The following is a 20,169-nucleotide window of genomic DNA, read 5'->3' as shown; positions in this document are numbered from 1 at the left end:
TGATCGGGAGCCGCTGACGATGCCGAATCCGTCAGCGGCCCCGATCACCCGACTCCAGCGAGCGGGTGAGTCGGGCTGAGCGTGCTGCTGTACTGGCGGCCGATCGTGCCCGGCTGGAATGACCAGCCCGAGACGATGGCCGGTGTGCTCGACCTCGGCGAGGTCGTGGACGCGATCGTGTTCACCGGCCTGTACCACAAGCAGGAGAACTGGGCCTGACCCGCTTTGACGGACATCTGCGATCAGGAGCCGGTGGGCTCCGGGAGGATGTCCAGCATCATGGAGAGCATGGGTAGGAAGCGGCCTCGGCCTCGTCGGTCGTTCACGGCGCAGTTCAAGGCCGAGATCGTGGAACTGTGTCGGCGGGGAGATCGGACGATCGGTCAGGTCGCGAAGGAACGACCTGACCGAGACCGCCGCGCGGGAGTGGGTCAAGCAGGCTGAGCTCGACGCGGGCGCGCGGTCCGACGGGTTGTCCGGTGATGAGCGGGCCGAGTTGGCGCAGTTGCGGCGGGAGAATCGGCGGTTGCGCGAGGACGTCGAGATCTTGAACCGGGCGACGGCTTTCTTCGCGAAGGAGACCCGTGGACGTGTACCCGTTCATCGAGGCGGAGCAGGCCGGCTCGCGCAACGTGAAGCGTGCGTGTGAGCTGATGAAGGTCTCCCGGTCCGCCTACTACCAGCACGCCCGTGGCGAGCGGTCCGAGCGTTAGCGCGTCGACCAGGCCCTGACCGAAAAGATCACCACAGTGCACGCGATGTCGAAGGGCACCTACGGGGCGCCGCGGGTGCACGTGGCGGCTGTCGACCCGTACGCACACCGAGTGGGACTTCATCTCCAGCTGGTCCAGCGCCACCGACCGGCGGCTGGCCGCGGACTTCGGCGGGCCTTCGTGCACGTCGTAGCCGGCGGTCGTGCGCTGCCGTACCACGGACAGCTGGCCGGCGTGCAGGTCGACGTCGGTCCAGCGCAGGCCGGCAGCCTCACCGCGGCGTAGTCCGCGCAGGGCGATCAGCCACCACAGGGCAAACAGGTTGTCGTCGCGGACGTAGTCGAGGAAACTGCCCAGCTGCGTCGGTGTCCACACCGCGATGGTGGGCCGCTCGCCGCTAGCTTCCCATTCGGCGACCCGGGCTTCCGTCCATACTTGGGCCTGCGGGCGCGGGCGAGCGGGTAGCTCCACGCGCCGGGCCGGGTTGTCCTTGATCAGCCCTTCACGGACCGCGCCGGTCAGCGCTGCCCGCAGTGTGGTGTGAACATGCTGCAGCGTGCAGGCGGACTGGAGTCGTCCGGCACGGTTGCGGGTGGACGCCATCGCCGTGAACGCGACGTTGAGCTGCCGCGAGGTCAGATCCCCGAGGATCAGCTGCCCGATGTGCGGGATGAGGAACTGCTCGACATCGCGGGTGTGGTGCATTTTCGTCGTCGGCCGGATCCGGGTCCTGGTTGACAACCAGTACCCCAACCACCGAGTGACCGTCCAGGAACGGCCGGCCTGCTCCTCGCGGGACAACGCCAGCAACTCGTCCCGCGCCCGCCGGGCCGCCGCCTGCGACGGGTAACCGCCCCGGCGCACCCGCTCCGCCTGGCCGAGCAGGTTCCGAGTCGACGGGCCGGTAGCGTCACGGCACCAGTAACACCGCGGCCTGTTTCTCGAGGCGCACGACGCCTTCGCTGACGCTGCCGGCGACCCAGCCGGCCAGGCCCCGGCGGTGATGTGGGCCGACAATGATCAGGTCGGCACTCTGGTCGGCGGCGGCCGTCACGATGACGGTGGCGATGTCGCAGTCGGGGGCCTTTGCCACCGAAGCGAGGGCGGTCACCCCGCTGGCGGTTAGCCGGGCCACCGCCGCTTGGGCGATCTGGTGGGCGGACTCGTCGTCCTCGGTGTCGCCGCTGGCGTCGAAGGCGGCCTCCGCCGGCTCGATGTGGAGCACCCGGACGGTGCCTCCGGACGCCTGCGCCAGGTGCATGGCCGCGTCCAGGACGTGTGCGGTGCGGTGGGTGCCGTCGATGGCGGCCAGGATGCGGGTGTACATGAGGGTGACTCCCTAGCGGTTGGCAATTGCGCCGGGCGGGGTTGTCGCCGCGGGCGGTAGGGCGGGGCGGTCGCGCTGGAGCAGCGCCACGACGGCGGCGACGCCGAGCAGGATCACCGACAGCCACAATCCCTTGGTGATGCCGCCGCTGGTGTCGGACAAGAGCCCCGACACCAGGGGGCCGATCGCCTGACCGACGCTGAACGCGACGGTGAGCAGCGCGATGCCGGCGGTCCAGTTGTGCGCGGGCAGCAGGCGCCGGGCGAGCACGGTAGCGGCGGTGGGGCCGGCCATGAAGGTGGCGCCGAAGATGATCGCGGAGAGCAGGGCGGCGGCGAGGCCTTGCCAGATGAGCACGGGTAGCACACCGATAAGCACGATCACGCTGACCAGCGCGGGCGCGTGGCCGTGCCGCAGCCGCCCGGTGATCCGACTCCAGATGGTCAGGGTGCCGATCACCGACGCAATTCCCAGCACGATGAAGAACGCCGCCTGTGCGCCGAGGTGCAGGCCTTCGGAATGCAACAGGGCGATGATGAACGTCATGTAGGAGACGTAGCCGGCGCCGAAGAGCACGTACCAGACGAAGGTTGGCGCCAGTGGGCCCAAACGGATTCTTTCGTGGCCGCCGGCCCCAGCGACGGCTGGCGCGGGTGTCCGGCGGGCGGCCCAGATGGCCGGCAGCAGCGCCAGCGCCGCCAGGATGCCCATGGCCAGCCAGCCGAACCGCCACCCGGCGGTGCCGAGTCCGGCGATCGTGGCCGGAATGACCACGCCGGAGAGCACGATGCCGATGCCGACGCCCGCCATGTAGATCGCAACGAGCATGGCTGGACGGTGGCGTCGATTCCCCGTGTGGATGCGGGCGGCCAGCGCCGAGCCGACGACGAAGGTAATCGCGGTGGAGGCGCCGCCGATGAAGCGGATGGCGGCGAGCGCGGCGTAGTTTCCGGTGACGGCGGTGGCCAGCAGCATGACCGCGCTGATCAGAAGGCTCCAGATGAAGGCTGTGCTGCCGCCCAAGCGGCGCGCCCACCAGGCGGAGGTCGCCGCGCCGAGGATGTAGCCGATGGCGTTGGCGGTGTTCATACCGCCGGCGGCGGCAAAGGTCCAGTGCAGCTGATCATGCATCGCTGGCAGCAACAGCGCGTACGCGAAGCGGGTGAAGCCGAGCGCCACGACGGGCCCGGCGGCCAGTCCCAGCGCAATCAGCGGCTCGCTGGTCCGGTGGCCGGACGTCATCGCGGCGGGGGTAGCGGTCATCGCCGCGGCTCGATCGATGGCTCCATCGGAGTACCCCGTTTCTCAGGTCGGGTTTCGCGGCAGTTCAAGCGGGCAGGGCGGCGCAAAATGCTATCCTTTCCCCACGTACCCCATGAATCAGGACATATGCCGGCACGTGTGGGCGCCCGCCGGAGGGGTGCGCCACGAGTTGCTGCCGAGCTAATCGACGACATCGCCTCGGACCCGCTTGACCAATGGCTGGCCGGGATCGTCGGCCGGCGGTTCGGCGGATCAAACTCGCCGAGGCACCTACCGCTGACGAGTTGACAGACAGCTAGGGGAGAGTCGACGCTCCGGCGGGAGGCCTTTCTTCGCCGCCTTGATCCCGCTCGGCCCCGCCTCAGCGATCGCGTCCCGCCGGGTGGTGTAGAAGCTGACCGCCTTCGGCGTGCCGCCGGCATCGAAGGGGGTCATCGCGTGAGTCTCTGTGTGTGAACGACCAAGAACACGCACACGATCACTCACGTCGGCTGCCTTGAGTGCATCCAGCACTTCCAACAAGGCAGGCTGGTCCAGGGGCATCGCGTACTCCGTCCTCTCCGGCAGGCAGCCGAGACGATCTATCAGGCGTTGATCGAGGCGGAGCTGACCGCGGTGATCGGCGCCGCCCCGCATCAGCGCAGCGAGGCCCGGGTGGCGCAGCGCAACGGCCACCGCCCGCGCACCCTGAGCACGACGGCCGGGAACCTCGATTTGCCGATCCCGAAGCTTCGCACGGGTCGTTCTTCCTGAGCGTGCTCGAGCGGCGCCGCCGGGTCGACCAGGCGTTGTTCGCCGTGGTGATGGAGGCCTACCTGCACGGGGTGTCCACCCGCAAGGCCGACGACCTGGTCAAAGCCCTCGGTGCGGACGGTGGGATCTCCAAGTCCGAGGTGTCGCGAATCTGCGCCGACCCCGACGAGGAAGTCCGGATCATTCCCGACGACGCGGACCACAACATTCGCCCAGTTCGGTGGCTATGGCCCAGTTCAGGCGCCAACAGGCTCAGGTGCGCCTGGTCGGCGTAACCGGTCTCGGCCGCCAGCCGACCTCAGTCGGACCCGGTCGAGGCCGCCGCGCGCAGCCGTCCGAAGCGCAGTACCTCGTCCTCTCGTTCTGACCGGCGAGCGCCCCTGCCGCGGTGGCAGCCGCCGATGCGTCGGCGGCGGAGTTGGATCGGTTACATGCGCGGATCGCTGGGCGGTTCCGGCGGGTGAGCCGCGCGCTCGGGTTCGGCAGTACCTGTGTGGGCTGGCCGCTGGTCTGCAGCGCAAGAACGGCTGGACCCTCGCGGAGCGGGCGGTGAGGTGTCACCGGATGGCATGCAGCGGTTGCTGCGCTCTCCGATTGGGACATCGAGGCAGTCCGCGATGACGTGCGGGACTACCTGCTCGAACACCTCGGCGATCCGGCGGTTGTACCTGCCTGCGGCATGGACCGACGATCGTGAACGCTGCCGCGCTCTGGGCATCGGCAACGAGGTGGATTCGCAGCCAAGCCGCAGATCGCCAAGAGGCACGTCCTTCTGGTGGTGAGGGGAGGTCCCGATGGGGGAGTGGGGCACGGTGGAACCTGGTGACGTCCTCTCGGCCTGCCCCCGTTTACCCCCCGAAAACCCCGCCTGCGGTTGACAACCAGTGACAAGAAGCGATCATTGCTTGATCGTGTCTGTGCAGCTCAACGCCTATCTCTGACAGTCAATGACAAGGTCGGGGTGGCTACGGTTGGTAACAAGGGGTCGTCGGTTCGAATCCGGCCGTCCCGACACAGGTGAGGGGCCATCTCGGAAGTTCGAGACGGCCCCTTTGTCGTACTTGGGTGACTAACTGAGTGACTACGCCTTAGCGTCGAAGGTCACGTCCGCGCAGGTGGTGTAGGAGACGGCCATCGCGGGATCCGGTTTGATGTTATGCGGCGATCGGGGTCGGCTCGGTGTTGTCGGTGTCGTGTTGGTCGGTGTCGAGGGTGATCAGGCGGGCTTTGGCCAGTAGTTCCAGGCCCATGTAGCGGCGGCCTTCGGTCCATTCGTCGGTCTGCTCGGCGAGGACTGCGCCGACGAGTCGGATGATCGCGGGCCGATTCGGGAAGATCCCGACGACGTCGGTGCGGCGGCGGATCTCCTTGTTCAACCGCTCCTGCGGGTTGTTCGACCAGATCTGCCGCCAGATCTCGCGCGGGAAGCCGGTGAACGCGAGGAGGTCGTCGCGGGCGGCATCGAGGTGCTCGGCCGCGGCCGGGAACCTGGCTTCGATGGTCGCCACGACCCGGGCGAACTGGGCTCGGACGGCCTCGGCGTCGGGCTGGTCGAAGATTGTGCGCACCAGGGTGGCGATCCACGGCTGCGCGGACTTGGGCACCTTCGTCAGCAGGTTCCGCAGGTAGTGGGTGCGGCAACGCTGCCATGCGGCCCCGGGCAGGGCGGCGCCGATGGCCTGGACGAGACCGGCGTGGGCGTCGGAGATCACCAGACGGACACCGGCCAAGCCGCGGGCGGTCAACGACCGCAGGAACGCCAACCAGCCGGCCCCGTCTTCGTCGGAGGCGACATCGAGGCCGAGGACTTCGCGTTGGCCGTCGGCGTTGACGCCGACGGCGATCAGAGCGTGGACGTTGACCGTCCGACCGGCTTCGCGGACCTTCATCGTCAGCGCGTCCATCCACACGAACGTGTAGTGCCCGGCATCGAGGGGCCGGTTGCGGAACGCCTCGACCTGCGCGTCCAGGTGCGCGGCCATCTCCGACACCTGCGACTTCGACAGCTGCCGGATCCCGAGCTGCTCGACCAGCTTCTCCACCCGCCGCGTCGACACTCCCAGCAGGTAAGAGGTGGCCACGACCGACACGAGGGCCTGCTCGGCCCGCCGGCGGTGCGTCAGCAGCCAGTCGGGGAAGTACGAACCCTGACGCAGCTTGGGGATGGCCAGGTCGATCGTGCCGGTACGGGTATCCCACTCCCGATGCCGGTAACCGTTGCGGGAGTTCACCCGCTCGTCGCTGCGCTGCCCATACGCCGCGCCGCAGATCGCATCCGCCTCGGCGGACATCAACGCCTGCGCGAACGTCTTGACCATCGCCTGCAACACGTCCGGCGACGCACCCTCGATCTGCTCGCGCAGCAGCTCAACAGGGTTCACACTCTCAGATGCGGCCATCGCGTTCCTCTCCTTCATGACTTGGTCGTCTCGAAGGATCACGCGGTGGCCGTCTCCTATCTACGCAACACGCCCATCACGGGCAAGTCGTACACCACTCCAGTGGACGCAACCGCGTCGAAGATCCGGTCCATGGCGACTGCGCCGCTCAGAAGCACCGGCCGGAGTTGGTGCCGGACGCTCTCGGTGACAGTCGTGCCGGAGTGGCCGCAGAGGTCAGCGATTTGTTCAAGGCTCATGCCGCTGTCGGACAGCAGGGACGCGGAGCTGTGCCGCAGCTCGCGGGGAGTCCAGTCGCCCGGGTCAAGGCCCGCTTTGGCGACGACGGGGCGGAAGGCCCGAAGCACGTTGTGCCGATCAAGGGCCGTGCCGGCGGCAGAGGCGAAGACGAGGCCGGTCATCCGACGGAACGGCGGCGGCGGCGACGGTCAGGGCCTTGGCGGCGACCGACTGGACGTGGCTCCATCGGCGAGGTAGCGCCTCTTCTAGCTTGCGACGCCGGGGAGTGCGGACATGCGGTCAGCGTACGGAGGTATCGAGGACCCTGCACTCACCCGTGGGCCGGAGATCGGGCAGGCGGCGATCTCGCACATATGCACGATCGGCCAGTGGCGCGGGAGCTGATGGGGCGGTGGTGGAACGAGGTGTGGGGCCGACTCACGCGCCGTGACGTGTGGCTCGCCCGCGAGGTCCGCTGGCATGTCGTCGCCAGAGCCGGTGACTCCGAGACGGGCAAGGTGCTCCGGTTCAACGAGGCCCGCGCGATGGTCCGGCGTCTCGTCCAAGCCGACGGCGGCGCGGTCGATCCGGCGCACGGTTCGGCGTGGTCCGAATTCAATTGACAGGATGATCGAGCGGGTTCTACGGTCGCGCCGATGCGCCCTGGAGAGATCGTCGTCGCTGTCGAGCAGGTACGCGCCCTGATCGACGAGCAGTTCCCAGAATGGTCGGACCTGCCGCTCGTTCCGCAGCCGTTGAACGGCACCGACAACGCGCTGTTCCGGCTGGGTGATTTCCTGACGGCACGGCTGCCGCGGGCGCGGTGGGCGGTCGACCAGGTGGCGACCGACGCGACCTGGCTGCCGCGGCTGGCGCCGCATCTTCCGGTGCCCGTGCCGGCGCCGGTCGCGGTCGGCCGGCCGGGCGGGGACTATCCGTGGCCGTGGACGGTCGTCCCGTGGCTGGACGGGCGCAATCCGGAAGCCGGGCAGGACCTCGTCGACCTCGCCGTCGACCTCGCCGGCTTCGTGCGCGCGATGATCGCGATCGACCCGATGGGCGGGCCGGTCAAGGAGGGGATTCAGCGCGGCGTACCTCTGGTGCAGCGGGACGAGCTGACCCGCCGGTCGATCGCGGCGTTGGGCGACCAGATCGACGGGCGGGCGGTGACCGCGGCCTGGGACGAGGCGATGGCGGCGGACGAGTGGCCCGGACCGCCGGTATGGCTGCACGGTGATCTCCTGGAAGGCAACCTGCTGGTCGACCGGGGCAGGCTCACCGGGGTGATCGACTTCGGCGGTCTCGGCCGCGGTGATCCGGCGGTCGAGTTGCGGCCGGGCTGGAGCCTGTTCGATGCCCGCGCGCGGGCCGCCTACCGGGAGGCGCTCGGGTTCGACGAGGCGACCTGGGTGCGCGGGTGGGCCTGGATGCTGTCGGGCTCGCTCTACTGGCTGGCGGACCTGTGGGACTCGATCAGCGAGGACGACCGCGAGGACACGATCCACTACATCGACTACATCGTGCGTCACCGCCACGACTGAACCTGCGGTGCCCACGCGATCACCGTCGGGCGACGGCCCGGACGGCAGCGTCGAGAGCCCGGCCGCCAAGCTGGGCCGGCTGACGCTGGGCGAGCAGCGCGCCGGGGCAGGATGACCTCGCCGCCGGCGTCGGCGAGGAGATCGAACAGCACGTAGTGCGCGGGGCGGTGGTGGACCAGGCGCTGCAGTCCGCGGCCGGCGGTGATCCGCTGCTGGAGGAGCGCGAAGTTCGTCCGGCCGCGCTCCCAGACGATCAACTCCCCGTCGAGCACTACCCTGGGCGGGATCGCCGCCCGGATCGCCCGGGTGATGTCCGGGAAGTAGGTGGTGAGGTTCCGGCTCGGGCACCGCGTCGATGGGCGCAGCCAGCATCGGCGCGACCGGCCGGCGCAGCACGGGCTCGGCGGCAGCCCCTGCACGACATCTCACCGCCCGCGCCGGCTGTGAAGACTCCTCATCTCTCCCCCCACGTCATAGTGGGGAGACGCCGCCCGGGAGGGGCGAAGATCCGTGACAACGAACGACCACCGGCAGTTATCGATCAAGCGAGGGGGCCGGCTTGACATCAGCAGTTGACATCAACCATGGCGGCCATGGCCGGACGCGCTCGCACGGGATTCCCCTCCTGCCCGGACGCAGCAGTTGTCGGCGGACACTGCGACTCTTGCCGAGATCGCCTTACAAGCGAGTGGTCGTCCGTCGAGAGTTGACTGCTGAGTAGGCCATGCCGCTCGTGCCCGGGTGGTGCGTGGCAAGCGGTCCCTGAGGAGCAGCCGATCGGCAACGCCGAGGCGCTGCTCACTGGTCGTAGACCGATCCCGATCGCTTCCGAGAGCAAGCGGAAGTAGAGAGTGGACCCCAGTGCAGATGTGAAGTTCAGTGCGGGCAAGAAACCCGTCCAGTTGACCGACCTCGGATGTCACCGACAGCACAGACGCGGCCCCGCTCCGGCGGGATCCTGAAGCGGGCTCCTACGGCCCGGTTTGACGCGCGCCTCGGTAGGGAAATTTCGCGGACACCTCAATGAAGGAGGCTGTATGGAGACGTCCGCTAGCGTCGGGCGCAGTTACCGACAGCCGACACACCCATGCGCGGCGGCGCGTGTTGCAGCGCCGACCGCGAGGGGGCGAGCCTAATGGCTCGCGTCGGTCGCTACGGGATCCCAGGGTTCGTGTGGTTCCTGATCTGGCTCGTTGTCTGCATCTTGATCGTCATCCTGTTGGCGCTGCTCATTCACCACTTCGGAGGCGCCTCGCTATCACTCAAGCTCGGCCACTTCTACCTGAACATCGGGGTCACCTGACCTGCCAGATCGTTGACACTCCGGCGCCGGTATTGCACCAGGCGTGTTAGCCGTCACCTTCGGTGAGGGCTAACACGGCTTGGAAGCGAGCAAGCGTGGAGTGCCAGCCCGGTGGGTAAGCGCTTGCCGAGGGGCTGGATAGCCCATCGTTGCGGGAACTCGCTGGGCTCTCGCGAGGCGAGTACCGCGAGGCACGCGAGCTGCTGGACCAGGTGGTCGACGAGTTGGGCTTGCCTGAGCTGCCAGACGACGACCAGGCCGTCTGGGAGGTGGTGGTCTCGTTGCGCGACGTTTGGTGTCCGGGGCCATCGCGCCGGTGGATGGCGCGCATGCCATCGCCGCCTATGCCGGATCTCTAGGGTTCCCGGAGCCCTTTACCACGTTCGCCTTCCTGGCCGACCTGTGGGAGGACAACGCGGCTGAGCGCGCCCAACTTGAACAGGACATGGTGCGCGAGGCGGAAGCCATGCTGCGGGGCATGGGTGACTAACTGGGTGACGATCGGGTCGGACACCACTGGACGAGCACGGACGAGCGTGGACCATGCCAGCAGCCCGGAGCCGACAGAGCAGCAGGTAAGCGCGCTGTGATTGTTGCCTGGGGGTCAAGGGGTCGTCGGTTCGAATCCGGCCGTCCGACGCAGGTCAGAGGGCTGATCCGGAAATCGGATCGGCCCTTCTTGGCGTTCTTGGGACCAAGATCGGTCACTGACCGTCGGGGCTGGTGCTGGGCTCGCCTCGCCAACACGAAGTCCGCTAACTGAGTGACGATCGGGTCGGACACCAGCGGACGAGCATGGACGGCCCTGGATGCTCTGGCAGCTCAGACCTGGTGGAGCAGCAGGTAGGAGCCGCGTGATCGTTACCTGGGGGTCGAGCAGTCGGGCGTCGGCCCTCACCTCTCACACGTAGTCACGCCAGAAGGTCACAGTCACCCTGGGCTCTCGGAACTCCTGATCGATGTAGTGGGCGAGGTCGTGGCCATACACGATGGTGTCGGTCAGTCGGTGGATGGAGAGCACGGGATGCCCGAAGGAGCCGCGGCCGGTTGGCAGGTAGCGGTGGGCGTATACGGGAACCATCCGGGGAACGTTGGCGAGAAGGCGCTTCGCCTTGGCCATGCGCCGGACGAGGTCGTGAGGGCGGCTGCTCCACCCAGGTGGCCACTCGCCGTGCTGGATGTCGTCGAGCGCGGTTGCGAGCGGCCAGTCAACCTGCTCTTGCAGGGTGGTGGAGTCGAGCTGGCGCCAGTTCGGCCAGCCCCAACTTGCCTTGGCGGGGTGGTCATCGTGGCCAGGTGTCCAGACTGGCAGCCCGGCCGCGAGGAAGGCGCGGTGGTCGTCGGCGAACTCGAAGCCGAACCGTCGCTCGATGCTGACGAACTCGGCGTCGGTGAGCCCCGGTTGGATGTCCACCAGGTCCAGCTGGGCTAGCCGCCGAGCGGCCTCGATACCCAATGCAACACCGGCACCATTCGTCACCGGAGAAGCGTAGCGACCTGGCCGCCGTACGCGTGCGAGGTGAGGGAAGCGCGGGAGCAGCAGAGAGGCAGCGCTCTGGCGTGCCGTATTCGCCTACCGCACGGACCCAGCGGCTCTGCAAGCGCTTCTGGCGGCAGGTGCCGATCCCGAACGCGAGAACAGCCATGGCGTTAGCCCGCGCGCCCTTGCCGAACGCGTCGCTAATACTGACGTCCGCCGCCACCTGCCAGCGCAGACCTAAGTCGGGGACTATCGAGCGCGGGCAGACCGTCAAGCAGCCGACCGAGCAGCCAAGCCGGCGAGCGTGGGCGGACGATCACGGACGAGGGCAGCCAGTCAACCAACGGAAGCGCCCAGGGGAGCAGGGGCCGGAGCCGACTCGTAATGCGCGAGTCAGTTGTCCACGTCGTACTCCGATTCGTTGACGAGCCCCGTCACGAAGTTCTCGAAGTCGGGACGGCCGGCTCACCGGCCGAGCGGTAGTCGAAGGCGATCATGTCGTGACCCGCCGACGGGCGGTCGGCGATGTAGATGCCGATGTCGGGGTAGCCCCATTCCGCTACCCAGAACGCGCTGCCGAGCTCGCCGCAGAGGCTGAACCGAGCAGTTCGACCGATCGCCGCCAGTATGTACAGACCGACGTGGTCCTCAGCCCAGGAGGTTCGGCTGGGTGCAGAGTCGGCGTCACGGGCGAGGGAGCCGCCGTCGTGTCGCCGGTACAGGTCGTCGTACGCGGCGGACAGCTGGTGCCCAAGCTCCGCCTCCACAGCCCGCAGAACCTCGTCGGTGAGGGGTCTGAACCGCCCCGGGTTCTGTGGAGACCTCAGCTGTTGGCTCCAACCACCTCACGGGGCTGGGGTTGAGCGTAGAACATCGATTCGTACTCGGTCGGCGGGACGTGCCCGATGGCGGAGTGCACGCGCTGGTTGTTGTACCAGTCGACCCACTCGGCGGTGGCCAGTTCGACCTGGGCGAGGCTTCGCCACGGGCCCCGGGGTTTGATCAGCTCGGTCTTGTAGAGGCCGATGGTGGACTCCATCAGCGCGTTGTCCAGGGCGTCACCGACGCTGCCGATCGAGGCGTCGATACCGGCATCGAGCAGGTGGGTGGTGAACCGGAACGACGTGTACTGACTGCCCGCATCGCTGTGATGTACCAGGCCCGCCCCGACCGGCTGGCCGGCGCGGTCACGGCGCCACAGCCCCATGTCCAGGGCGGCCAGGACCAGCGGGGTTCGTTTGTTCGTCGCCGCGGACCAACCCACGATCGCCCTCGAGTAGACGTCAACGACGAACGCGACGTAGACCACGCCGGACCAGGCGGCGACGTGGGTGAAGTCCGCGACCCAGCACCGGTTCGGCCGGGCGGCGGTGAAGTCCCGGTTGAGCAGGTCGGCGGCCCGTTCATGCCCCGGATCGGCGGTGGTGGTGCGGATCTTCTTGCCCCGCACGACACCGGCCAGGCCAGCATCACGCATCAACCGCTCGACCGTGCACCGGGCCGTCGGATGCCCTTGGCGGCGCAGCTCGTGCCAGATCTTGCGGGCTCCGTAGACGCCGTAGTTCGCCGAGTGGATCTCCCGCATGAGTTCTGTCAGCTGCGCATCACGCACCTGCCGCTTCGACGGCGGACGCTTCTTGGCCGCCCAGTAACCGCTCGGGGTGATCTGCAGCCCGTGCTGACGCAGCACGCGACAGATCGGCTCGACTCCACCGAAGCGGTCCCGATGCTCGTCGACGAAACTCACGAGCGTGTCGTAGGCCGGTCGAGCTCGGCCGCGAAGAAAGCCGACGCGGCCTTCAAGATCTCATTCGCCCGACGCAGCTCGGCGTTCTCCCGACGCAGCCGCTTCAGCTCCGCCGACTCCTCCGACGTCACCCCCGGCCGCCAGCCATCATCGACCTGTGCCTGCCGGACCCACTTACGCAACGTCTCGGCCGTGCCGATCCCCAGCCGGGCCGCCACCGCCGTGATCGCCGCCCAGTCCGACTCGTAGTTCGGCCGCACCTCCGCGACCATCCGCACCGCCCGCTCCCGCAGCTCCTGCGGATACGGCTTCGTTCCTGCCACCTCTCGATCCTTCCCAAGCGGGGAAGTCTCTACAAGATCCGGGGCGGTTCAGTCCTCGTCGGGCACAAGGCGGACACAAGTGACGCCGACAAGGGCTGTCAACCGCTGTAAGGCAGCGGAAGAGCTCGCCGAGGTCAGGCTGCCGATCCACTCGATTGGAGTTAATCAGGAGCACGCCCGAGGGGTTCAGGGCTCAAGTCGCAGGCCCCAACCGGGCGGGGCCAGCCGAACGGCCATTGACCGCCCGCCGGCCGTCTGCTTGGCTGCGTCGCAGTTGACCTTACAGGTCTCAATCTCTCACTTCGCTGGAGCATGTATGTCCCCCATTGATGCCACCAAATCCGTCCTCTCCCAGTACGCCGGCTTTGGCGGTCGAGCTCGCCGGTCCGAGTACTGGTGGTTCTTCCTCTTCACTCTGATCCTCGGCATCGTCGCCGGAATTCTGGACGGCGCGCTGGGGACCAAGATCGGGTCGGATCCGAGCTCTACCGGCGTCATCGGGCTGATCGTCAGCTTGGCCCTGCTGCTGCCGACCCTGGCCGTTGCCGCGCGGCGACTTCACGACACCGACCGCTCGGGCTGGTGGCTGTTGATCGGACTCGTGCCTCTCGTGGGGGCCATCGTCCTGCTCGTGTTCTTCGTCAAGGACGGCACTCGGGGAAGCAACCGGTACGGTGCCGACCCGAAGGACGCTCCGCACGCCGCCGCCCCCAGCATGGCCTGACAGGGCCCATTGAGTGGCTGCTTGCTAGAGCTGAGCCAGCCCAGGAAGCCGGCGGTTGACAGCGCACGACTGTCGCCGCCGGCGCCACTCAACGGTCTTTGGCCAGCGCGAGCAACTGTGGTCACGCCAGGGCCAGAGGCTGCAAGAGAGCAGCAAGCCCTTTGGTGCGGGCCGCTAGAAGCCAGTCTGAAGCAGCTTCAACACCGTCGGCGGACTGCCGTCGGCGGTCGCCTCCATTGGCATCAGTCTCCCGTCCACCGGTCCGCCCAGAAACCATGCCTCTACTACCGCCACCGGCCCATCATGCCGTCGGCCGTGTCAGGTGGTCTCAGTTGTCGTCTCGTTCGGCCACATTCGAGGTCATCCGACTAGGTCCCGCCTAGTGCCAGCGCCACTGCGCGGTACGGCTACAGACCTCGGCGAACGCGCGGCGACAGACTTGGAAAGCATGCCTGGCGATCACGGTCGACGAAGATTGGGGGCGGGCTGACGATTCGGGGGCAATTGGCAGTGGGGCCGGGGTGGCCATGGTCGGCCGATGCGCCGGGCACCGAGGAGGCGAGCAGCCAATCGAGCAGCCGAGCCGGCGGGCATGGGCGGACGACCACGGCCTCCGGCATCCAGGCAACCCGCGTAAGCGCCCCGGGGAGCAGGGCTGGCGACCGACTCGTAATGTGCAGGTCCAACGCATTCGTTCTGCCTGATCTGCGCCCGAGCCCCGCTCCCGCTGCCCCACGATGACGGGGGGAGGGGCGAATATGAGCGGCGCTCGTGGCCTGGGCGGACGGGGCTAGACGGGGTGAGTCCAGCCTGGCGTTGGGACGCCTCACTGGGTGGGTCTGTGCTGCGGAGGCCCGTCGCCCCGATGCTCGCTGCACCGGTAGATGCGGTGCTTGAGGGCCCGGACTTGGTCTATGAACCGAAGTGGGATGGATGGCGCACGTTGGCCTTCCGTGGAGATTCCGACGTCTACCTCCAGTCGCGCGCCGGCCGGAACCTGACGTCGTACTTCCCGGACATCACGCGCGCGGTGCGGGCCTTCGTGCCGCCCGGGGTGGTGCTCGACGGGGAGTTGGTCGTCTGGGAGGGCGGGCGGACGAACTTCGCCCAGTTGCAGCGGCGGGTCACCGCCGGCCGGGGCCTGCTGCGCGTCGCCCGTGAGCATCCGGCCTACTACGTCACCTTCGACCTCCTCGTGGACGCTGGTGGGGAGCCTGTGCTCGATGCTCCTCTGATCGAGCGCAGGTCCCGGCTGGTCCGGTTGCTCGCCGGCGCCCCGCCGCAGCTGGCGGTCACCCCGCAGAGCACCGACGTCGCCGAGGTCAGCGAATGGCTGACCAGATGGACGGCGGCGGGTGTGGAAGGTGTGGTGATCAAGCGGCTCGACAGCCGCTATGAGCCTGGTCGGCGAGGATGGGCGAAGTTCCGAGTCCGGGCCACCACGGAGGCGATCATCGGCGGCGTCACCGGCAGCATCCGCAATCCCGAGACCGTTCTTATCGGCCGATTCGACCGGCGCGGTCGGCTGCGATACACCGGCCGCACGCATCCGCTGGCCACGCCCCAGCGCCCGGAGCTGGCAACGCTGCTGTCCCCGCGACGTCCGACGGATCGCAGGCTTGTTACCCACCCCTGGCCCGAGCCGCTACCCGCCGCATGGTCCGGCCAGTTCGACCGGCCCGAGCCGCTCCACTACGTCCAGGTCGAGCCGACCGTCGTGGCGGACATCGAGGTCGACACGGCGTTCGAGCACCACCGGTGGCGTCATCGCGTCCGGTACGCCCGCCCCAGGCCGGACCTGTCGGTGTACGACGTGCCGCTGCTGCTCGGTGAAGGCGAAGACCCGTTCCCCGACTACGCGAGCAGCGCCTGATCCGACCTCCGCTGGCGATCGAGGTGAGGCGACGCCGGACGCGGCAGTGAGCGTGTACGTGCTCCAGATGAGCAGCGGGGAGGAGATTGGCCTGTCGCGGGTCCTGGCTCCCAGGCGGCATGACGAGCTGCTGCGGCAGTGGCGTCAGTACCGCGGCGAGATGGAACGCGGCAAGGCTCCAGCAAAGCTTGAGACCGTCGGACCAATCGACGTCGAGGACCAGGACGACGACGGCGCGACGGTGACCGTCCAGGTCCACTGGTGGAACGAACACACCAACCGAGACGCCGGCGGCTGGCGGGTGTGGGCAGCCCACCTGCCGGCATGGTGCGGCGTACACGTCCGGGCAGACGCCTGCCGCTGAGCAACTGCCGCCACGCGTCGGCTGGTCCAGCCTGGACCGAAGCGCAACGCGCCTCGTCCTCGTTATGGGCAATGAGGTCGCGGGAACCCAGCCGCCCGCTCGCCCCTTGGGCTGTGTTGCCGCTGGCCCGGGAGACGCCAAACCACGGCTGGGAGGTGAGCACGATAGGCGGAGGCATGAACGGGGAAGGTCCGGCCGAGCGAGCGGCCGAGAAGTCGCGGAAGCTTACCGAGGAGGACGACCTTCTACGAGGGACGGCGGAGCAGAAGCTAGGGCCCTTCTACGCGATCGCGTTCGGCGCCTCATTGTGGGCCTGGGATGGAGCGTTCGCGTTGGGTACGCACCGGACCATCTTCTACTACCGGCGATATGAACTGTTCGTGCTGGCCCTCGTTGTCCTCCTGAGCGCTCTCCTCCTGCGCCGCCGGGTGCATACCCACCCTTGGGTGCTGGTCCTGTTCCTGCCCCCGATAGGGCTCCTGCTGCTAAGACTCGTCGTGGGGCACCCTCACAGCGCCTTGGAACAGACCGCTGCCCGTGTGGTGAACGTCGCGACCATCGCCGTCGTGCCGTTCATAGCGGCCATCGTCGTCCGGTTACTCGCGCCCAAATACTTCACCCTGCCGGGCCGCCGCCTGAAGGTCACCCTGGTGGTGGTCGTCGCCATCGTGGCGCTGACCGGCTTCCTCGTCGGCCATTTCAATAACCGCTTCCTCGCGTGCCAAGACTTCATCGTGGCCGGCGATGATCCTCCCCCGAACTGCCACAAAGACAAGTGGTAAGCCGCTGTCCGTCACGTCAACCGGCCAGGGCGACCACGTGATCTGCGCCGCCGGCGCCGCCCATCCGTCACGGTGCGACCGCGGCCCAGCAATTCAACGCACCTGGTGGTTGGGCCTCCTGCCGATCGTCTCAGTTGGGTCGCGCGACGTATCAGCCGAGGTCTTCAGCATCCGGTCGGCCATCGACCAGGCGGATGCTTCGTCCACGAAGTCGTGCTCAAACACGCGTTCGAACGGCCGGCTGCCAGCGATGTCGGGTCTCAGGACCTGCGTGACAGATCAGTCTCGGGACGTGGGTGACACCTCCAGCTAGACGATCTCCTCACACGATGTCGGGGTGCGGCATGGAGTGAGAGCTACGTACGGGTGAATGTGCGTAGCCGGACCGAACTCGCCCGGCCCTCGGTGTGACCTTCGGCGGTCTATGGTGTGGCGATGTCCGAGCAGTGGTCCTTGACCGTCGACTGCGCGCGCCCGCGCGAACTGGCCGCGTTCTGGTGCCTCGCGCTGGGGTACGTCCCGGCCGCCCCACCAGAAGGGTTCGCTACCTGGGAGGCATGGCAGACCCATTTCAAGGTTCCGGAGGACGAGTGGGACGACGGCGCCTTCATCGATGACCCGGACGGCGTCCGGCCCGGTGTTTCGTTCCTGAAGGTGGCGGAGCCGAAGGTAGTCAAGAACCGCATGCACTTCGACATCCACGTGGGCGGCGGCCGGCACGAGCCGTTCGAGGTGCGCTGGCCGCGGGTCCAGGCGGTGGTCGACAAAGTGGTAACGGCGGGCGGGGCCGTACTTCGGGTGGACGAACCGGACGATACGCCTGACCACGTGACGATGGCCGACCCAGAGGGAAACGAGTTCGACGTCCTTGAGGCCCGTTCGGCCGGGCAGTTGGCCCAAGCCGTAGCCCTCGATTCGTCTGGCTGGCCCGTCAGCCCTCAAGATCGCCTTCGAATCACGGTGCCCTCCTGGGCCGGCAACTGCTGTATGGTCCCGGCTCGACTGTTGGTGGATACAGGAGCCGGGCATGCGCGTGGGAAAAAGGCCATCACGGGGACAGCTGCTTCGGGCGTCCCTCCGCGGGGTGTTCTCCGTGATGGCCGTGGGCGCGGTGCTCGGCTGCACGCCTCAGTCCGGGCAACCGGCCGCAGCACCCTCACCCTTTGCATCGACGCAGCCCGCCACGAGCCCGTCCACCATACGAGCCCGGCTGGAGACGCCGATGCGGCTCGGCAATCGCTCTGGGTTCTTCAGCCGGCCGCTGATGTTCCTCACGGCGGACAACGCCAGGCAACTGGGTCGGCTAGTCGAAGACCAGCGGGACGTTGTCGGACGCGTCTACAACGGCGAGACTGACGCCGACTATGCGGTGCTGGTCAGCGCAGCGGCAGGCACCGTGAGAGACGAGGAAGCGACGCTGGATCAGGTTTTCAGGTTGTTCCCCCGGGTGCGTTCGATCCGAGCGGTGGACCCTGGCCCGTTGGGCGGCGTGGCCCGCTGCGGTAGCGGCCGCGACGACCAGTAGCACGTCACGATGTGCGCCTGGGCCGATCAGATCAGCGTCGGCACTGTCACCTTCCTCAGCCCAGGAAAGCGCCTGGGCCCTCCTGGTAATGACTTCGTCGAGATCCGCAGCGAGTTGGAATTTCCCATCCCGGGCCTGCCCTCCGGCCAGTAGGTCCCGCTCGGCCGAGCGCCGATAGTGCTAGAGGACGACCGGCGCCCCTTCCTGGCCGGCCCGGAGCTGCCGTGGTCACCCGACGACGGTGTCACGGGGGTCCTGATACTGAACTGTCAGGCGGCTCCCGGGACGGGACAGAGCGCCCGTGCAGTCGTTGCGACGGCCGGCGTCGTTCCAGTCCGGGAACCTGCGCCAGCAGGTCATCCCGCAGCCGAACCTCAACTCCTGGGGTAGGTACTCCCACGGGATCGCGTTGTGGAGCACGAACAAGATCCCGCAGAACACCCTGCGCTCATTCAGAGACTTACGGCCGGGGAACGGTGCGACGGGGTGGCAGGAACGGCTCGACCTCAGCCCACAGCTCGTGAGTGCTAGGTCACTGCTGAGCTACCGAAGGGCGCATCCGCGAGGTAATGCTTCGACCACCGTCAACGCGCTGGTCAGGCTCGCATTGCCTCACTCAGCCCGTGACATGATTGCGCCCATGGGGAAGCAGCAGGACGTCGGCGGGCCCGACGGTCACCAAGGGTCAGGTACCACCGCTCACCGTGCGAGCGACGGCAGCGCCGATGCGCGGCTTGCCCTCGCGCAGGACCCCGCAACGCCACAGATGACCCTCTTCGACTTGGCGTCCGACCCGTCGGCCATGGTCCGTAAGGCGGTCGCGGCCCGGACCGACGCACCCGCGCAGGCACTGCGACCGCTGACCCGGGACCATGATCGTCACGTCCGGGAGGCTGTGGCGAGAAACCCTTCGGCCTCGGTCGCCAATCTCTTGCGTCTCGTCAAGGACCCCGACCGGTGGGTCCGCTGGGCGGTCGCCGGCAACCCGGCTTGCGACGAGTCGGTTCGCCGGGTGATGGCAGAGGCACCCGACAAGGAGCTTCGTGGTCTCCTCGCGGAGATGCGGGAGTTGGAGCCCGAACTGGCCGTCAGGCTGATCGACGACGTCTCACCCGAGGTACGGGAACGACTCGCCACCCACACCCACGATCCCGACGTGATCACCGCGCTGATGGCCGATCGCACCGTACGCGTACGCAAGGGGCTCGCCCGCAACCCGCGGACCACCGCCGAGCAGCGCACGGCGCTTGCCCAGGACCCCGCGGTCGACGTCCGTGCCGCGCTGGTCCGGGCGGTCCAGCTGGACGAGGCGGATCTGGAACGCCTGGTTCACGACCGTTCGGTGCAGGTCCGACTGGCAATGGCAACATCCGAGGTCATCCCGCCGCACATCCGGCGGGCCCTCGGCGGCGATCCCGACGATATGGTGGCCGGCGCGGCGCGGGATTTCCGCCCGGCGTCTGGCAACTCCCCGGTGATAAGGGCTCCACGCGTCGGTCACCGGCGCTCCGGGAGCGGCCCAGGTCGACTGGGCGGCGCTGCGCGCTGAGGCCGGCGGCATGCCTGCCACGGCCAGACAGGGCGGGCAGGCGCGGGACGCCGCCTGTTGAGTCCGGAACCGGATCAGGCAGCAGCGGCGCGCGGCGGTGAGAGCGGCACCACGTCGTACCGCTCATTGGTGTCGACAACACGCTGTACCCGCTGCTCGGTTTGAGCATGATCGCCCGAGGGCTGCTGCTCATCCGCGAGGCCCGCCGACCGTCGGTGATGACCCCGGGACGCGGTGGCGCCGCGGCCTTCTTGTCACGGCGCCGATCGGCTGTCCGGAACGAC

General features: G+C 68.2%; 19 protein-coding genes and 6 pseudogenes. 14 read left to right on the top strand and 11 right to left on the bottom strand.

Features of this window, described 5'->3' with window-relative positions:
* Positions 1-81: 81 nt before the first annotated feature.
* The gene (locus tag GA0074696_RS30895) at positions 82-219 is read left to right on the top strand and encodes a hypothetical protein (RefSeq protein WP_157746049.1); all 138 of its coding nucleotides are present in this window, start codon (positions 82-84) and stop codon (positions 217-219) included.
* 212 nt (positions 220-431) lie between these two features.
* Here the strand turns inward: GA0074696_RS30895 and GA0074696_RS31960 are convergent, their stop codons facing one another.
* From GA0074696_RS31960 to GA0074696_RS31450, 4 genes are all read right to left on the bottom strand, one after another.
* Complete coding sequence (locus tag GA0074696_RS31960) at positions 432-1,418, bottom strand: site-specific integrase (protein ID WP_231925093.1); 987 nt, start codon at positions 1,416-1,418, stop codon at positions 432-434.
* A 205-nt stretch (positions 1,419-1,623) separates the two neighbouring features.
* Positions 1,624-2,040, bottom strand: coding sequence for a universal stress protein (locus GA0074696_RS20240; protein WP_088962552.1), 417 nt, complete (start codon positions 2,038-2,040; stop codon positions 1,624-1,626).
* A 12-nt stretch (positions 2,041-2,052) separates the two neighbouring features.
* Positions 2,053-3,303, bottom strand: a complete 1,251-nt coding sequence (locus GA0074696_RS20235; protein WP_088962551.1) for a YbfB/YjiJ family MFS transporter — start codon at positions 3,301-3,303, stop codon at positions 2,053-2,055.
* A gap of 270 nt (positions 3,304-3,573) precedes the next feature.
* Positions 3,574-3,978, bottom strand: a complete 405-nt coding sequence (locus tag GA0074696_RS31450; RefSeq protein WP_197700916.1) for a hypothetical protein — start codon at positions 3,976-3,978, stop codon at positions 3,574-3,576.
* Between GA0074696_RS31450 and GA0074696_RS20230 the strand changes: the two are divergent.
* Positions 3,889-4,232, top strand: a pseudogene (locus GA0074696_RS20230) (transposase); the annotation flags it as partial. The gene GA0074696_RS31450 and the pseudogene GA0074696_RS20230 sit on opposite strands and share 90 nt — an antisense overlap.
* Before the next feature lie 212 nt (positions 4,233-4,444).
* Positions 4,445-4,843, top strand: a pseudogene (locus GA0074696_RS20225) (IS701 family transposase); the annotation flags it as partial.
* 367 nt (positions 4,844-5,210) lie between these two features.
* Here the strand turns inward: GA0074696_RS20225 and GA0074696_RS20220 are convergent.
* Both GA0074696_RS20220 and GA0074696_RS20215 read right to left on the bottom strand, forming a co-directional pair.
* The gene (locus tag GA0074696_RS20220) at positions 5,211-6,455 is read right to left on the bottom strand and encodes an IS256 family transposase (RefSeq protein ID WP_088962550.1); all 1,245 of its coding nucleotides are present in this window, start codon (positions 6,453-6,455) and stop codon (positions 5,211-5,213) included.
* A 56-nt stretch (positions 6,456-6,511) separates the two neighbouring features.
* A pseudogene (locus GA0074696_RS20215) lies at positions 6,512-6,847 on the bottom strand (tyrosine-type recombinase/integrase); the annotation flags it as partial.
* A 216-nt stretch (positions 6,848-7,063) separates the two neighbouring features.
* On the opposite strand from GA0074696_RS20215, the gene GA0074696_RS20210 reads away from it, so the two are divergent.
* The gene (locus tag GA0074696_RS20210) at positions 7,064-7,297 is read left to right on the top strand and encodes a hypothetical protein (protein WP_088962549.1); all 234 of its coding nucleotides are present in this window, start codon (positions 7,064-7,066) and stop codon (positions 7,295-7,297) included.
* A 33-nt stretch (positions 7,298-7,330) separates the two neighbouring features.
* The gene (locus tag GA0074696_RS20205; RefSeq protein ID WP_088962548.1) at positions 7,331-8,215 is read left to right on the top strand and encodes an aminoglycoside phosphotransferase family protein; all 885 of its coding nucleotides are present in this window, start codon (positions 7,331-7,333) and stop codon (positions 8,213-8,215) included.
* 185 nt (positions 8,216-8,400) lie between these two features.
* Here GA0074696_RS20205 and GA0074696_RS31955 read toward each other — a convergent pair.
* Positions 8,401-8,634, bottom strand: a pseudogene (locus tag GA0074696_RS31955) (hypothetical protein); the annotation flags it as partial.
* A 752-nt stretch (positions 8,635-9,386) separates the two neighbouring features.
* Here GA0074696_RS31955 and GA0074696_RS32305 point away from each other — a divergent pair.
* Together GA0074696_RS32305 and GA0074696_RS20190 are read left to right on the top strand one after the other, a co-directional pair.
* The gene (locus GA0074696_RS32305; protein WP_260428364.1) at positions 9,387-9,518 is read left to right on the top strand and encodes a hypothetical protein; all 132 of its coding nucleotides are present in this window, start codon (positions 9,387-9,389) and stop codon (positions 9,516-9,518) included.
* Positions 9,519-9,813: 295 nt separating this feature from the next.
* The gene (locus tag GA0074696_RS20190) at positions 9,814-10,008 is read left to right on the top strand and encodes a hypothetical protein (protein ID WP_088962546.1); all 195 of its coding nucleotides are present in this window, start codon (positions 9,814-9,816) and stop codon (positions 10,006-10,008) included.
* A 411-nt stretch (positions 10,009-10,419) separates the two neighbouring features.
* Here the strand turns inward: GA0074696_RS20190 and GA0074696_RS20185 are convergent, their stop codons facing one another.
* The 3 genes and pseudogenes from GA0074696_RS20185 to GA0074696_RS20175 all read right to left on the bottom strand — a co-directional run bounded on the left by GA0074696_RS20185 (position 10,420) and on the right by GA0074696_RS20175 (position 13,068).
* Positions 10,420-10,998 carry a hypothetical protein gene (locus tag GA0074696_RS20185; RefSeq protein ID WP_231925092.1) on the bottom strand — a complete coding sequence of 193 codons (579 nt, stop codon included), beginning with the start codon at positions 10,996-10,998 and terminating at the stop codon, positions 10,420-10,422.
* 393 nt (positions 10,999-11,391) lie between these two features.
* Positions 11,392-11,825 (bottom strand): annotated as a pseudogene (locus GA0074696_RS20180) (SMI1/KNR4 family protein).
* Positions 11,822-13,068, bottom strand: a protein-coding gene (locus tag GA0074696_RS20175) for an IS3 family transposase (protein ID WP_456238168.1) whose coding sequence is annotated in 2 segments (ribosomal slippage) — positions 11,822-12,786 and positions 12,786-13,068 — 1,248 coding nt in all. Because the reading frame shifts where the segments join, the coding sequence is not laid out codon by codon here. The pseudogene GA0074696_RS20180 and the gene GA0074696_RS20175 overlap by 4 nt, the downstream one beginning before the upstream one ends.
* Positions 13,069-13,384: 316 nt before the next feature.
* On the opposite strand from GA0074696_RS20175, the gene GA0074696_RS20170 reads away from it, so the two are divergent.
* The 6 genes and pseudogenes from GA0074696_RS20170 to GA0074696_RS30885 all read left to right on the top strand — a co-directional run bounded on the left by GA0074696_RS20170 (position 13,385) and on the right by GA0074696_RS30885 (position 18,336).
* Positions 13,385-13,792 carry a DUF805 domain-containing protein gene (locus GA0074696_RS20170; protein WP_088962544.1) on the top strand — a complete coding sequence of 136 codons (408 nt, stop codon included), beginning with the start codon at positions 13,385-13,387 and terminating at the stop codon, positions 13,790-13,792.
* 865 nt (positions 13,793-14,657) lie between these two features.
* Entirely contained in the window at positions 14,658-15,665 is a 1,008-nt protein-coding gene (locus tag GA0074696_RS20165; RefSeq protein ID WP_088962543.1) for an ATP-dependent DNA ligase, read from the top strand.
* 46 nt (positions 15,666-15,711) lie between these two features.
* Positions 15,712-16,029 (top strand): hypothetical protein, encoded by a 318-nt coding sequence (locus tag GA0074696_RS20160; protein ID WP_088962542.1) that lies wholly within the window; start codon positions 15,712-15,714, stop codon positions 16,027-16,029.
* A 176-nt stretch (positions 16,030-16,205) separates the two neighbouring features.
* The gene (locus GA0074696_RS20155) at positions 16,206-16,811 is read left to right on the top strand and encodes a hypothetical protein (protein ID WP_157746045.1); all 606 of its coding nucleotides are present in this window, start codon (positions 16,206-16,208) and stop codon (positions 16,809-16,811) included.
* Positions 16,812-17,246: 435 nt separating this feature from the next.
* Positions 17,247-17,669, top strand: a pseudogene (locus GA0074696_RS31215) (VOC family protein); the annotation flags it as partial.
* A 235-nt stretch (positions 17,670-17,904) separates the two neighbouring features.
* Positions 17,905-18,336, top strand: coding sequence for a hypothetical protein (locus GA0074696_RS30885; protein WP_157746043.1), 432 nt, complete (start codon positions 17,905-17,907; stop codon positions 18,334-18,336).
* Between the two features lie 228 nt (positions 18,337-18,564).
* Here the strand turns inward: GA0074696_RS30885 and GA0074696_RS32660 are convergent, their stop codons facing one another.
* The gene (locus GA0074696_RS32660) at positions 18,565-18,792 is read right to left on the bottom strand and encodes a transposase (protein WP_407940614.1); all 228 of its coding nucleotides are present in this window, start codon (positions 18,790-18,792) and stop codon (positions 18,565-18,567) included.
* A 184-nt stretch (positions 18,793-18,976) separates the two neighbouring features.
* Here GA0074696_RS32660 and GA0074696_RS20140 point away from each other — a divergent pair, with 184 nt between their 5' ends.
* A complete protein-coding gene (locus GA0074696_RS20140) occupies positions 18,977-19,885 on the top strand; it encodes a hypothetical protein (protein WP_088962539.1) in 909 nt (302 codons plus the stop codon).
* Positions 19,886-20,169: the final 284 nt, after the last annotated feature.

The organism is Micromonospora purpureochromogenes (genome assembly GCF_900091515.1).
Taxonomy (GTDB): Bacteria; Actinomycetota; Actinomycetes; order Mycobacteriales; family Micromonosporaceae; genus Micromonospora; species Micromonospora purpureochromogenes.
This window is presented reverse-complemented; position numbering and strand designations above follow the sequence as displayed.